Here is a 12,750-nt window from a genome sequence, read left to right on the forward strand (position 1 = left end):
GCAAGTCCCACCTCACGTCACAGATTTGTACTCGTAGTATCCATAACTGTAGTAACCAGCGGAACGCCGCTGAACGGCGTTAAAGATCGCACCCTTGATGCGTACGTTGTTCTGCTCAAAGCGGCGCTTGGCGAGCGCCAGCTCCTTCGCTTGGTTGAGGCCAAAGCGCGCCACCATCAGGCAGGTACCGGCATGATGGGCAATGATCGCAGCATCGGTAACTGCCAGGATCGGCGGCGTATCGACAATGACCAAGTCGTACTGCGGTGCCAGCTCCTCCAGCAACGTGGTGAAGTTGGCATGCATCAGCAGTTCCGACGGGTTCGGCGGAACGTCACCACGCGCGATGAAGCTCAGATTGTCCAGGCCTGGCAGACTTCGCACCACCTGCGAACGGTCAACCTTGCCGACCAAAAGATCCGACAGACCAGGCGTCTGCGCAGCTCCCAATGCCCTGTGCAGGGTCCCTTTGCGCATGTCGGCGTCGATGATCAGCACACGTTGCCCGGCCTGCGCGATCACCGCCGCGAGGTTGGAAGACACGAATGTCTTGCCGGCGTTGGGGCTCGCACCAGAGATCAACACGATGTTGTTCTTGGCTTCCAGACGCGCGAAGTGAAGGCTGGTACGCAGGCTACGCACCGCTTCGATGGCCAGGTCGGCCGGGTCTTTCACCGCAAGCAGATGCAACTTGCCGTCAGCGCGGAACTTACCGCGCACCGAATCGGTCTGCTGCTGCGTACTAACCGGAATCGAGGCATATACCGGGAGACCCAGCTCTTCGATCTGCGAGGGGTCTTCCACGCCGCGATTGAGCAGTTGCTTCAGCAGTACCAGCGCCACCGACAGGAACGCGCCCAGAACGGTACCGATCAGCACCACCACCGCCTTGCGCGGCTTGACCGGCGTAGTGGCATCGACCTCGGCAGCGTCGACGATACGCACATTGCCAACGGTGCCGGCACGGGCCACGTCCAACTGCTGAGCCTGGTTCAACATACCGGTGTACATCTCATTGCTGACCTGCAGGTCGCGGGTCAGGCGCAGCAGCTCCTGCTGGGCTTCCGGAAGCTGCTTGACTTGGCCCTGGAAGCTGCTCTTACGACCTTCCAGCTCGCCAATCTGGCGCATCAGCGCCTGATAGGCTGGATGGTCACGGGTGAACTTGCGATCCATCTCCGCCTGCTGCAGGCGAAGCTGCTGGATGCTGGTTTCCACGGCCACTTCCTGATCCAGCAGCCCCTTGGTCTGCAGGGTCAGATCCACGGAGTTCGCACGCGTCTGGTAGGCACTCAGCGCCTTCTGCGCCGCATCCACCTGGTTGCGGACATTCGGCAGCTGCTCCTTGACGAAGGTCAGCTGCGCAGAGGCTTCGGCCGAATTGCGCTCGACATTTTGGCGGACGTAAGCCTGCGCCACCTGCTGCAGGAAGTTCTGCGCCAGGACCGGGTCGGCACTCTCATAGGCCAAGGTTAGGATCCCAGAATCCTTGCCGGACTCGCTCACGGCAATGTCCTTCTGCAGATCGTTGATGACCGTCAGATGGCGCTGGCGCGACACTTCAAAGTGCATACCCGGATGCGCGCGCATCTCGGCAACCTGCGCGGTCACCCCCTTCCCGCTCGCGACCTTGCCGACCTGCCCTTTCAATAGAAGATTGTCATCCTCGTCAAACAGTTCATAGCTGTTGTTCTCGCCGACGACCAACGTCATCGGTCGCGCCTGCAGCGCGCGCGGCACGTCCAGCTGGAAGATCTCCAGCTTCTCGCCACCCCATCCGAAACGGCTCATGCCAAAGCGCACATCAGCCAGAGCTTCCGAATCTGCGCGCTCGGCCTTGCGCGCAACGTAGCCGCCCAGCAGCGGGAAGCGGTTGGGCTCGATGGTGATATCCAGCTTCAACGCATCGACCGCACTACCGACCACCGAACGCGAAGTAATCAGTGCGATCTCGGTGGTTGCCTCTGCAGATCCAGTGCCCATACCCAACGACTGGCTGATATCCGACAGGCCTGGCAACGAAGGCACCTTCGATTCAACCTGGACGATTGCGTCCGCACGATAGATCGGCGTGGCCAGCAACGCATAGGCCACCGCAACCACGAAAAAGAGCCCGGTAATGCCGACGATCCACCACTTGTAGTCGATCAAGGTTCCAAGCAGCTGGCGCAGATCGATCTCGTCGCTGTCTTCCGGTGCGGAGGTACGGGCATCAGTGGTCATGAATTGGGGGTCTTCAATGCGGGGAAAGGGCTACAGGACTGGAATACGCAGCGGGACTTCAGAGGTGCCGCGCCCAGCTCTCCACACCCTCGGCCATCAACTTGTAAACATGCTCGAACGCCGGACGCTGTTGGCGGTACGGATCGGGAATCTCCCGATCCTGCTGCCACTTGCCCAGCAGAAAGGTTTTCCCGGATGCCTGCGGAGCGATCTCGGAGATCCGGCGCACGTGTTTGCGCTCCATGGTCAGCACCAGATCAGCAGCTCCTAGGATCGCGTCATCGATCTGGCGCGCGCGATGGGCCAGGCCATCCATGCCCTGCTCCACCAGCAACTCCTGCGCCGTGGCATCAATGCTATGCCCAACCAGCGCACCGAGACCCGCGGAGGACACCTGGATGCCCTTGCCCTGGACCGCCTGGCGCAGCATCACCTCTGCGGAGGGACTGCGGCAGATGTTGCCGACACATACAAAAAGAACGTTATTGAACACTGGCCTGGATCCTGTGGCATTCCTTGCGGCGCACGCGACCAGAACACCCAAGGCCGGCGGCAGCCGCACAGCATACCTTACAAGTGCATTACAGGCGATGAAATCGCCAACATATTCATGGGATTACGTCGCAGTTCCAGAAGTCGCCCTCTAGTACGCCGACTTCTGCCCAAGAACTTTCAGCGCCGTCAGCACGATGATCCGCACGTCTAGCGTCGGGCTCCAGCGCCGGATGTAATCGATGTCGTACTGGACACGCTTCTTCATCGAGCGAAGCTCCGGCGTCTCGCCCCGCAACCCATGGACCTGCGCCCAGCCGGTAATCCCGGGCTTGACGTAGTGACGATGCATGTAGCGCTCGATCACCCGTTCATAGTGGTCATTGTGCTGGATCGCGTGCGGCCGCGGCCCCACCACCGACATGTTCCCACCCAGAACATTGAAGAACTGCGGGAGCTCATCCAGGCTGCTGCGGCGCAGGAAGGCACCGAATCGGGTCACGCGAGGATCCCCCCGCGTCGCTTGAGTGATATGCCCTGCGCCCTCCGCATGCACGCGCATGGAGCGAAACTTGAGCATCCAGAATTCCTTACCGCCCAACCCGTGGCGCTTCTGGCGGAACAACACCGGCCCCGGTGAGCTCAGCTTCACGCCGATGGCCAATAAAGCGAACAACGGCGCCAACAAGATCACCGCCAGTCCCGCCACAACGATGTCCTCGATCCGCTTGAACAGGCGGAATCGATGGTCCGACAGGCCCTGGCGCACGCCAATCATCGGCACATCGCCCACCTGATGCACCCCAGGATTGAGCGCCCCCAGGCCGGTCGTGTCAGGAATCAGGCGCACCGGCACGGGAAAACGCTCGATCTGCTTGAGCATATCCTTGATTGCTGCAGCGTGCCCCATGGGCATTGACACCCATACCTGATCGAATTCACCCCTATGCTGATCCATGTACAGCGGAACCTCGGCTAACGCACCAAGCCTACGTGGCGCGTCTCCACCACGCCGGGTCGCAATGTCACCGGTGCTAGCAAAGTAGCCAACAACTTCCTTGCCCAGTTCCGGCTTGCCGCGCAGAAGGCGATGCAACTTCAATGCCGGTGCGCGCAGCCCGACCAGCAGGATGCGCTCTCGATCCATCCCACGCGAGCGCAAGCGGTGCAACTGCACCCTCAGCAGCACACGCAACAAGGCCATTGCAGCAAGCCCGAACGCATACCACCCTACCAGCCAACTGGATGGGACAGCGTCGGCCACCCCAACGATGACCACATAGATCGAGAACAGAGCAAAGGTGGACGACCAGGCCAGCAGCAGCAGCCAGAGATCCGCCAGGAGGCCCCTAACACGCCAGTTGCGATAGACCGGCGCTACCGAAAAGCAGACGATGGCACTGAGGATCACCGCACCGAACACGATTCGCTGGGACGAATCCGGCGCGCCTGCGCCATAGAGCAGGATGTGAGAAAGCACCGCCATTCCTGGCAGCAGCAACAGATCACCCAGGCGCAACCCAAGCTCGAGGGCTGCTCGGGCCTCGACACGACGGCGGCCAGCGCGGGCCCGCTCCGCAGGAAGGTCTTCTACTGATCCATGTAGCAAAGCACTTCTCCAGTATCCGCTCGACACGACTCCGAAGGATTCGGCGTCACGTGCATGGGCTCCCCAGCCAGCACGCTGTTGTCCGGACAACGTCAATTAAATGTGGAGGAATTGTGAATGAAGCGAAGGGCAAAAGATAGGAACCTCAAGTCGGAAGAACCCCACGGCACCGCCGGAAAATCACCTAAGTGCTTATAATCATTACAAATTACACATGTATCAAAATGCGTCAAAATGCGTCATTTTAGGTCATGGTTGCCACTGATCGACTCCTATTGGGGGCCTCGAAGTCTTCAGCACTGCTAGACTCCTAAGAATTTTTTCGCAACAAGGAAGATGCGTGTCGGACATCCTCATCTGCGGCGGCGCCGGCTACATCGGCAGCCACATGGCCCAGTACCTGGCCGAAGCCGGCCACGCCGTAACCGTGCTCGACAACCTGTCTACCGGCCACCGCGACGCGGTCCGTTGGGGCGAACTGCTGGAAGCCGACCTGCTGGATCCCGAAGCGCTCGAACGTGCTCTCCATGGTCGCCAGTTCGATGCCGTGATGCACTTCGCTGCCCGCTCGCTGGTCGGTGAGTCCGTTGCGGATCCTTATGCCTACTACGACAACAACGTCACTGGCACACTGAACCTGCTGGCCGCCATGCGCCGCCACAACATCGATCGCATCGTGTTCTCCTCCACCGCTGCGGTATTCGGCAATCCACAGTCGGATGTGATCGATGAGGACCACCCCAAGGCGCCCATCAACCCTTACGGCGCCAGCAAGCTGATGGCAGAGCGGATTCTCGCTGATGCAGCCACAGCCTACGGCCTGCGTTCAACCTGCCTGCGCTACTTCAATGCCGCAGGCGCCCTGCCCGACCACGGCATCGGCGAGGCCCATGCCTGCGAAACCCACCTGATCCCCAATGTCCTGCGTGCCGCATTGGGCATCGGCAACGCCATGAAAGTGTTCGGCAATGACTACGCAACACCCGATGGCACCTGCGTGCGTGACTACGTGCACGTGCAGGATCTGGCCCAAGCCCACGCGCTGGCACTTGAGTACATGGAGCACACGCCCGGTGCGCACGCCTTCAACCTGGGCAATGGGCAGGGTTTCTCCGTCCATGAGGTGATTGCAGCCGCGGCAGCGGTCAGCGGACGCGAAATTCCGTTTGAGATGGCGGAACGCCGCCCGGGCGATCCGGCCAGCCTGGTGGCGTCTTCTGCCCGCGCTCGCGAGATCCTGGGTTGGCAGCCGCGCTGGACCGAGTTGGCGCCAATCATCGCCAGTGCCTGGCAGTGGCATCGCTATCCTCCCGCGTGGTCGCCGCAGCCGGCCATTCCTGACACCGCGCGCAGCTTGGACGAAGCCCTGCCTGCCTGAACAGGCACCCCGAATAGGGATGGCCTATCGGTGCGGTTTCACCCCGCACCGCACCAAAGCCCAGCAACCTCCCTCTGCTACCATCGGCGGTTCTGTTCATCGCGTCCCCCACCTGCCCGCGATGGCGCCAAACAACGTAACGAAACACAGGAGTCTGCATGTCTTCCGAGCTGCTCAAGTCCCTTGGCCTGGACGCGATCAACGCTGGCACGTACCTGGGCAACGGGGAGTGGTCGAGCGCGACCAGCGGTGAGCTGATCACCCCGGTCAACCCGACCACCGGTGAGCCGATCGCGCAGGTCCGCGCGACCACCGAGGCCGAGTACGAGACCGTCGTCGCCCGCGCCCAGGAAGCTTTCAAGGTCTGGCGCACCACGCCGGCTCCGCGCCGCGGTGAAGCCGTGCGCCTGTGCGGTGAAGCGCTGCGCAAGCACAAGGACGCCCTGGGCTCGCTGGTTGCGCTGGAAATGGGCAAGAGCAAGCCCGAAGGCGACGGCGAAGTGCAGGAGATGATCGACATCGCCGATTTCGCCGTGGGTCAGAGCCGCATGCTGTACGGCTACACCATGCATTCCGAGCGCCCCGGCCACCGCATGTACGAGCAGTACCACCCGCTGGGCCTGGTCGGCATCATCTCGGCCTTCAACTTCCCGGTCGCGGTGTGGAGCTGGAACTCGTTCCTGGCCGCCATCTGCGGCGACGTGTGCATCTGGAAGCCGTCCAACAAGACGCCGCTGACCGCCATCGCCTCGCTGAAGATCTGCAACGACGCCCTGCGTGAAGCCGGCTTCCCGGACATCTTCTTCCTGATCAACGATGCCGGCACCGCGCTGTCGGAGAAGATGGTCGATGACCGCCGCGTGCCGCTGATCAGCTTCACCGGCTCGACCCAGGTTGGCCGCACCGTCAACGAAAAGGTTGCGCGCCGCCTCGGCCGCTGCCTGCTGGAGCTGGGTGGCAACAACGCCATCATCCTGGACGAAACCGCCGACCTGAAGCTGGCCGTGCCGGGCATCGTGTTCGGCGCGGTCGGTACCGCCGGCCAGCGCTGCACCACCACCCGCCGCCTGATCGTGCACCGCTCGATCTATGCCGACGTGCTGGCCACGCTGGTCAAGGCCTACAAGCAGGTCGAAGGCAAGATCGGCGACCCGACCGATGCCGCCAACCTGATGGGCCCGCTGAACAGCGATGGCGCCGTGCAGCAGTTCCTCGATGCGATCGCCCAGGCCAAGGCCGCCGGCGGCACCATCGAAACCGGTGGCACCCGCATCGACCGCGCCGGCAACTTCGTGCTGCCGGCGATCGTCTCCGGCCTGAAGAACAGCGACGCCGTGGTCCAGCACGAAACCTTCGCGCCGATCCTGTACGTGATGCCGTACGACAGCATCGACGAAGCCATCGACATGCAGAACGGCGTGCCGCAGGGCCTGTCGTCCTCGATCTTCACCCAGAACCTGAAGACCGCCGAGAAGTTCCTGTCGGCGGCCGGCAGCGACTGCGGCATCGCCAACATCAACATCGGCACGTCCGGTGCTGAGATCGGTGGTGCCTTCGGTGGCGAGAAGGACACCGGCGGTGGCCGCGAGTCCGGCTCGGATGCGTGGAAGGTCTACATGCGTCGCCAGACCAACACCATCAACTACTCGGATTCGCTGCCGCTGGCGCAGGGCATCAAGTTCGACCTGTAACGCTATCTGTAGTGCCGAGCCATGCTCGGCAGGATGCGCCATGAACACCGCAGGAAATACAGCCGAGCATGGCTCGGCTCTTCAGGCTGGCAAGCCGGTGATTGATTTCACCGGCCGCTGCATGCTGGTCGCCGGCGGCAGCAAGGGCATTGGCCGCGAAATGGCGCTGGCGTTTGCCGGCGCCGGTGCGCAGGTCTCGGTCTGCGCTCGCGGCCAGGGCGGTCTGGATGCACTTCGCGCCGAAGCACAGGCACAGGGTTTCGAACTGCACACGTTTTCCACCGATCTGGCCGATCCAAGCCAGATCCAGGCCTGGCTGCAGGCCGCCGCCGATGCGCTCGGCGGCATCGACGTGCTGGTCAACAACGCCACCGGCTACGGCATGGCCGACGACGAGGACGGCTGGGCCGCCAGCCTGCAGATCGACCTGATGGCGGCGGTTCGGACCTCTCGCCTGGCCCTGCCCTGGCTGCGCAAATCCAGCGACGCCTGCATCCTCAATCTGTCTTCGATCGCCGCGCAGCAGCCGCGTCCCGGTGGTGCGCCCTACGCCGCCGCCAAGGCCGCGCTGTCGCACTACACCACCTCGCAGGCCCTCGCGCTGGCCAAGGACCGGATCCGGGTCAATGCCATCGCACCGGGCTCGATCGAGTTCGATGACGGCCTCTGGGACCGCCGCCGCATCGAAGATCCCGCCCTGTACCACGGTACGCTGGCGAAGATTCCGTTCGGTCGCTTCGGCCACCCGCGTGAGATCGCCGATGCCGCCCTGTTCCTGTGCTCGCCCCTGGCGCGCTGGATCACCGGCCATGTGCTCAACGTGGATGGTGGCCAGGTGTTGATGGGCTGACACCGGCACTCCGGTAGTTGCCAACCTTGGTTGGCATGCCTTTCGTCGACCAAGGTCGACGCCTACCACGGCTGGAATGTCTTTCGTCGACCAAGGTCGACGTCTACCACAGCTGGAATGCCTTTCGTCGACCAAGGTCGACGCCTACCACGGCTGGAATGCGGTTCGTCGACCAAGGTCGAGGCCTGCCTGGCTGGAATGCCCTTCGTCTGCCAAGGTCGACGCCTGCCATCGCATCCGTCGGGCATGGGATTGCCCGGGCAGAGGCACTATCATGTGCACACTGCCAAGGAGGACCCCGATGAGCGTGGCACCCCGACAGACAAGCGCCCTGGCCGTGGTCAGCCTGGTCATGGGCATCGCCAGCTGGACCGTCCTGCCCTTCGTGGCCAGCATCGTGGCCATCATCACCGGCCACATGGCCCGCGCCGAGATCCGCCGCCGCCCGCATGAACTGGAAGGCGATGGCCTGGCCGTCACCGGTCTGGTACTGGGCTGGGTGATGGTCGGCGCGGTGATCGCCGCCATCCTGGTCTTCATCCTGTTCTTCGGCGGCCTGGCCTGGCTCGCTGCGATGTCGAACTGACTGCCATGACCGCCTCCGACAGCACTGAACGCTTCAGCAGCCGCGTCGCCGATTACGTCCGCTACCGGCCCGATTACCCACCCGCGCTGCTGGAATGGCTGCACGGCCCGATGGGCGTCAGCCGCGAGGCGCTGGTCGCCGACATCGGCGCCGGTACCGGTATTTCCAGCCGCCAGTTCCTGGCCAACGGCCATCCGGTAGTCGCGGTTGAACCCAATGCCGCCATGCGGGGCGCGGCCGAGCAATGGCTGGCACCGCAGTACCCGCAGTTCCGCGCGGTCGACGGCCGCGCCGAGGCCACCACACTGGACGACACCAGCATCGATCTGGTCAGTGTCGCGCAGGCCTTCCACTGGTTCGACACCGTGGCGGTGCGCGCCGAGTGGCAGCGCATCCTGCGTCCGGGTGGCCAGGCACTGATCTACTGGAATTCGCGCCTGCTCGATGCCAGTCCGTTCCTGGTCGGCTACGAACAGCTGCTGCTGGATTACGGCACCGACTACTCCGCCGTGGCCGAGCGCTACCAGGACGATGCCACCATGCAGGCCTGGTTCGGCCCCGGCCTGCGCGGCATGGTGGAGCTGCCGAACGTGCAGCACCTGGACTTCGATGCCCTGCGCGGGCGCCTGCTGTCCTCCTCCTATGCCCCGCAAGCCGGTCATCCGCGTCACGCGCCGATGATCGACGCTCTGCAGGACCTGTTCGCCGCCCACGCGGTCGACGGCCAGGTCGCTTTTGAATATCGAACCCGAGCCTTCCTCGGCACGCTGGACTGAACCGACGCATGTATTCGCTTGCCCGCCCCTTCCTGTTCTCGCTCGACGCCGAGCGCGCCCACGGCCTTGGCCTGTCCGCATTGGACCTGGCCTACCGCACCGGCACCACGCCGCTGCTGGCCGCACGCATCGCGCCGATGCCCAGCACGGTGTTCGGGTTGACCTTCCCCAATCCAGTCGGCCTGGCCGCCGGCCTGGACAAGAATGGCGAGCACATTGATGCGCTGTTCGCGCTGGGTTTCGGCTTCGTCGAAATCGGCACCATCACGCCGCGCCCGCAGGCCGGCAATCCGCAGCCGCGCCTGTTCCGCCTGCCGGAACACAACGCGATCATCAACCGCATGGGCTTCAACAATGCGGGCGTGGACGCGCTGGTGCGCAACGTCGAGCGCGCGCGCAACCGCCGCGGCCTGCTCGGCATCAACATCGGCAAGAACAAGGACACCCCGAACGAACAGGCCGTGGACGATTACGTCGCCTGCCTGGACAAGGTGTACCCACTGGCCGACTACATCACCGTCAACATCTCCTCGCCCAACACCGCCGGCCTGCGTGAACTGCAGGAAGAAACCGCGCTGCGCCAGCTGGTCAGCCAGTTGCGCGACCGCCAGGAAGATCTCGCGGCCCGCCACGGTCGCCGCGTGCCGATGCTGGTCAAGGTGGCGCCCGACCTGAGCGAGCGCGACATCGATGCCGCTGCCCGCGTACTGGGCGAACTGCAGGTGGACGGCGTGATCGCCACCAACACCACCATCGATCACAGCAAGGTGGCCGGCGACCCGCTGGCCAACGAGGCCGGTGGCCTGTCCGGCGCGCCGGTGCTGGAGCAGTCCACCCTGGTACTGCGCCGTCTGCGTTCGCGGCTGCCCGAGTCGGTGCCGTTGATCGGGGTCGGCGGCATCCTGTCCGGTGCCGACGCCGTGGCCAAGATGGCTGCTGGTGCGGCGCTGGTGCAGTGCTACAGCGGCCTGATCTTCCGTGGCCCGGCGCTGGTCTCCGAATGCGTGGAGGCGATCCGTCGCCGCCGCGAAGCGCCGAGCCGCGGCGCGGTGGCCCCACTGTGAGCACACCCATGGATACCGTCGACGGCAACGCCCCGCTGCGCTGGACGCTCACCCGCAATGCGCCGCTGCAGGCCCTGAACACCTTCCATGTGCAGGCCAGCGCCGCTCAGCTGTTGGAACTGCACGATCCCACGCTGCTGCCGGAAGTGCTGGCATTGCCCGAAGTGGCCAGCGGCCCGCTGCTGGTGCTGGGTGCCGGCAGCAATGTGCTGATCGCCGAGGACCTGCCGGGCACCGTGCTGGTGTTCGGCAACCGTGACATCAGCTTCCTCGAGCATCGCGCCGACCATGCCGTGATCCGCGCCGGTGCCGGTGTGCCGTGGCACGGCCTGGTGATGTGGTCGCTGCAGGAAGGCCTGTCCGGCCTGGAAAACCTGGCCCTGATTCCCGGCACCGCCGGTGCCGCGCCGATCCAGAACATCGGCGCCTACGGCGCGCAGGTCGGCGAGTTCATCCAGGCCGTCGAAGCCTGGGACTGCCAGGAGCAGGCCTGGGTGCGGCTGGACAACGAACAGTGTGGCTTCGCCTACCGCGACAGCGTGTTCAAGCAGCAGATGGACCGCTACCTGATCACCGCCATCGAACTGAAGCTGCCACTGCTGCATGACCTGCGCATGGACTACGCCGGCATCCGCGAGGAACTGCAGGCACAGGGTGTGGAGCTGCCCAGTGCGGTGGACGTGGCCAATGCGGTGATCGCGATCCGCCGCCGCAAGCTGCCCGACCCGGATGTACTGGGCAACGCCGGCAGCTTCTTCAAGAACCCGGTGCTGCCGCTGGAACAGGTCGACGTGCTGCTGCAGCACTTCCCCGAGCTGCCGGTGTTCCCGTCCGACCAGGACGGCAAGCGCAAGGTCTCGGCGGCATGGATGATCGAGTCCTGCGGCTGGAAGGGCTTCCGCGAAGGCGATGCTGGCGTGGCGCCGAGCCACGCACTGGTGCTGGTCAACCACGGCAACGCCACCGGCGCTGAACTGCTGGCGCTGGCGCGACGCATCTCTGCTTCCGTGCTGGAGAAGTTCGGCGTGCCAATCGAACCGGAGCCCCGCCTGCTCGGCGCACAGTGGTGAACACCCCCGCCCTCTCCCCCAGCGCCACCCCGATGCGGGCGGCGCTGCTGATGCTCGGCAGCACGATGGCATTCGGCCTGATGGCCGTGGCGATCCGCTATGCCACGCGCTACGTGCCCACCCAGGAAGTGGCGTTCTTCCGCAATGCCTTCGGCCTGCTGGCGTTGCTGCCGATGCTGCTGCGGCCAGGCCACGCGCCGCTGAAAACCCAGCAGCTGCCGCGCTACTTCGTGCGCAGTGCGATCGGCCTGGGTTCGATGCTGTGCGCCTTCTGGGCATTGGGCCATCTGCCGTTGGCGCAGGCGGTCTCGCTTTCGTACTCCACCCCTCTGTTCGTCACCATTGCCGCCGTGCTGTGGCTGGGCGAGACCGTGCGCGTGCGTCGCTGGGCGGCGGTGGTTGTCGGCTTCATCGGCGTGCTGGTGATCGTGCGCCCCGGTACCGCGGGCTTCACCGCTGGCAGCCTGGTGGCGGTGGGTGCGGCCGTGCTCAGTTCGCTGGTGGCGATCCAGATCAAGCAGCTGACCCGCATCGACAGCGCCGACACCGTGGTGCTTTACACGTACGTGTTCTGGGTGCCGCTGTCGCTGATCCCGGCAGTGTTCGTCTGGGTCTGGCCCACCGGCGTGGCGTGGCTGTGGCTGCTGGCCACCGGCGTGCTCGGCACCATCGGCCAGCTGCTGTGGACGCGTGCGCTGCGCCTGGGTGAAGTCTCGGCACTGACCCCGATCAGCTTCCTGCAACTGCCACTGGTGACGCTGTTCGGCTGGCTGCTGTTCAACGAAACGGTGGACCGCTGGACGATCATCGGTGCCGGCATCATCCTCGCCGCCAACGCCTACATCGCCCATCGCGAGGCCGTGCTGTCGCGCCGCGCCGCAAGCGCAGCGGCCTCGGCGGCAGCCAAGCCCGCCGAGTAGATCCGCGCCCTGCGCGGATGATTCCTGTCCGCCCGATCAACGATGGCGACACAAAGAGCTGCCGAGCGTAACTGTAGAGTCGAGCCATGCT

General features: G+C 64.4%; 11 protein-coding genes. 8 read left to right on the forward strand and 3 right to left on the reverse strand.

What is annotated here, in order from left to right:
- Positions 1 to 12: 12 nt before the first annotated feature.
- The 3 genes from N7573_RS05445 to N7573_RS05455 form a co-directional block, all read right to left on the reverse strand.
- Positions 13 to 2,223, reverse strand: coding sequence for a polysaccharide biosynthesis tyrosine autokinase (locus N7573_RS05445; RefSeq protein ID WP_279912075.1), 2,211 nt, complete (start codon positions 2,221 to 2,223; stop codon positions 13 to 15).
- Between the two features lie 58 nt (positions 2,224 to 2,281).
- Positions 2,282 to 2,716 carry a low molecular weight protein-tyrosine-phosphatase gene (locus N7573_RS05450; RefSeq protein WP_277779055.1) on the reverse strand — a complete coding sequence of 145 codons (435 nt, stop codon included), beginning with the start codon at positions 2,714 to 2,716 and terminating at the stop codon, positions 2,282 to 2,284.
- 150 nt (positions 2,717 to 2,866) lie between these two features.
- A complete protein-coding gene (locus tag N7573_RS05455; RefSeq protein ID WP_279912097.1) occupies positions 2,867 to 4,324 on the reverse strand; it encodes an undecaprenyl-phosphate glucose phosphotransferase in 1,458 nt (485 codons plus the stop codon).
- A gap of 340 nt (positions 4,325 to 4,664) precedes the next feature.
- Here N7573_RS05455 and galE point away from each other — a divergent pair, with 340 nt between their 5' ends.
- The 8 genes from galE to N7573_RS05495 all read left to right on the forward strand — a co-directional run bounded on the left by galE (position 4,665) and on the right by N7573_RS05495 (position 12,659).
- Positions 4,665 to 5,702 (forward strand): UDP-glucose 4-epimerase GalE, encoded by a 1,038-nt coding sequence (gene galE / locus N7573_RS05460; protein ID WP_279912074.1) that lies wholly within the window; start codon positions 4,665 to 4,667, stop codon positions 5,700 to 5,702.
- Between the two features lie 158 nt (positions 5,703 to 5,860).
- Positions 5,861 to 7,393: an aldehyde dehydrogenase family protein gene (locus tag N7573_RS05465; RefSeq protein ID WP_049398541.1), complete on the forward strand. Its 1,533-nt coding sequence runs from the start codon at positions 5,861 to 5,863 to the stop codon at positions 7,391 to 7,393.
- A 40-nt stretch (positions 7,394 to 7,433) separates the two neighbouring features.
- A complete protein-coding gene (locus tag N7573_RS05470) occupies positions 7,434 to 8,243 on the forward strand; it encodes an SDR family NAD(P)-dependent oxidoreductase (protein ID WP_279912073.1) in 810 nt (269 codons plus the stop codon).
- Between the two features lie 301 nt (positions 8,244 to 8,544).
- Entirely contained in the window at positions 8,545 to 8,829 is a 285-nt protein-coding gene (locus N7573_RS05475; RefSeq protein WP_010484694.1) for a DUF4190 domain-containing protein, read from the forward strand.
- 5 nt (positions 8,830 to 8,834) lie between these two features.
- Positions 8,835 to 9,605: a class I SAM-dependent methyltransferase gene (locus tag N7573_RS05480; protein ID WP_071228918.1), complete on the forward strand. Its 771-nt coding sequence runs from the start codon at positions 8,835 to 8,837 to the stop codon at positions 9,603 to 9,605.
- A gap of 8 nt (positions 9,606 to 9,613) precedes the next feature.
- Entirely contained in the window at positions 9,614 to 10,669 is a 1,056-nt protein-coding gene (locus tag N7573_RS05485) for a quinone-dependent dihydroorotate dehydrogenase (protein ID WP_279912071.1), read from the forward strand.
- Between the two features lie 8 nt (positions 10,670 to 10,677).
- Positions 10,678 to 11,739: a UDP-N-acetylmuramate dehydrogenase gene (gene murB / locus N7573_RS05490; RefSeq protein WP_107431775.1), complete on the forward strand. Its 1,062-nt coding sequence runs from the start codon at positions 10,678 to 10,680 to the stop codon at positions 11,737 to 11,739.
- A 32-nt stretch (positions 11,740 to 11,771) separates the two neighbouring features.
- On the forward strand, positions 11,772 to 12,659 hold the full coding sequence (locus tag N7573_RS05495) for a DMT family transporter (protein ID WP_125892989.1): 888 nt from the start codon (positions 11,772 to 11,774) through the stop codon (positions 12,657 to 12,659).
- Positions 12,660 to 12,750: the final 91 nt, after the last annotated feature.

The sequence above is a fragment of the Stenotrophomonas sp. GD04054 genome (assembly GCF_029836955.1).
Classification (GTDB): Bacteria; Pseudomonadota; Gammaproteobacteria; order Xanthomonadales; family Xanthomonadaceae; genus Stenotrophomonas; species Stenotrophomonas maltophilia_A.

Coding starts and splice junctions, on each gene's coding strand:
- N7573_RS05485 (WP_279912071.1), top strand. CDS start 9,614: ATGTATTCGCTTGCCCGCCCCTTCCTGTTCTCGCTCGACGCCGAGCGC.
- N7573_RS05465 (WP_049398541.1), top strand. CDS start 5,861: ATGTCTTCCGAGCTGCTCAAGTCCCTTGGCCTGGACGCGATCAACGCT.
- N7573_RS05480 (WP_071228918.1), top strand. CDS start 8,835: ATGACCGCCTCCGACAGCACTGAACGCTTCAGCAGCCGCGTCGCCGAT.
- N7573_RS05470 (WP_279912073.1), top strand. CDS start 7,434: ATGAACACCGCAGGAAATACAGCCGAGCATGGCTCGGCTCTTCAGGCT.
- N7573_RS05495 (WP_125892989.1), top strand. CDS start 11,772: ATGCGGGCGGCGCTGCTGATGCTCGGCAGCACGATGGCATTCGGCCTG.
- N7573_RS05475 (WP_010484694.1), top strand. CDS start 8,545: ATGAGCGTGGCACCCCGACAGACAAGCGCCCTGGCCGTGGTCAGCCTG.
- N7573_RS05445 (WP_279912075.1), bottom strand. CDS start 2,223: ATGACCACTGATGCCCGTACCTCCGCACCGGAAGACAGCGACGAGATC.
- murB (WP_107431775.1), top strand. CDS start 10,678: ATGGATACCGTCGACGGCAACGCCCCGCTGCGCTGGACGCTCACCCGC.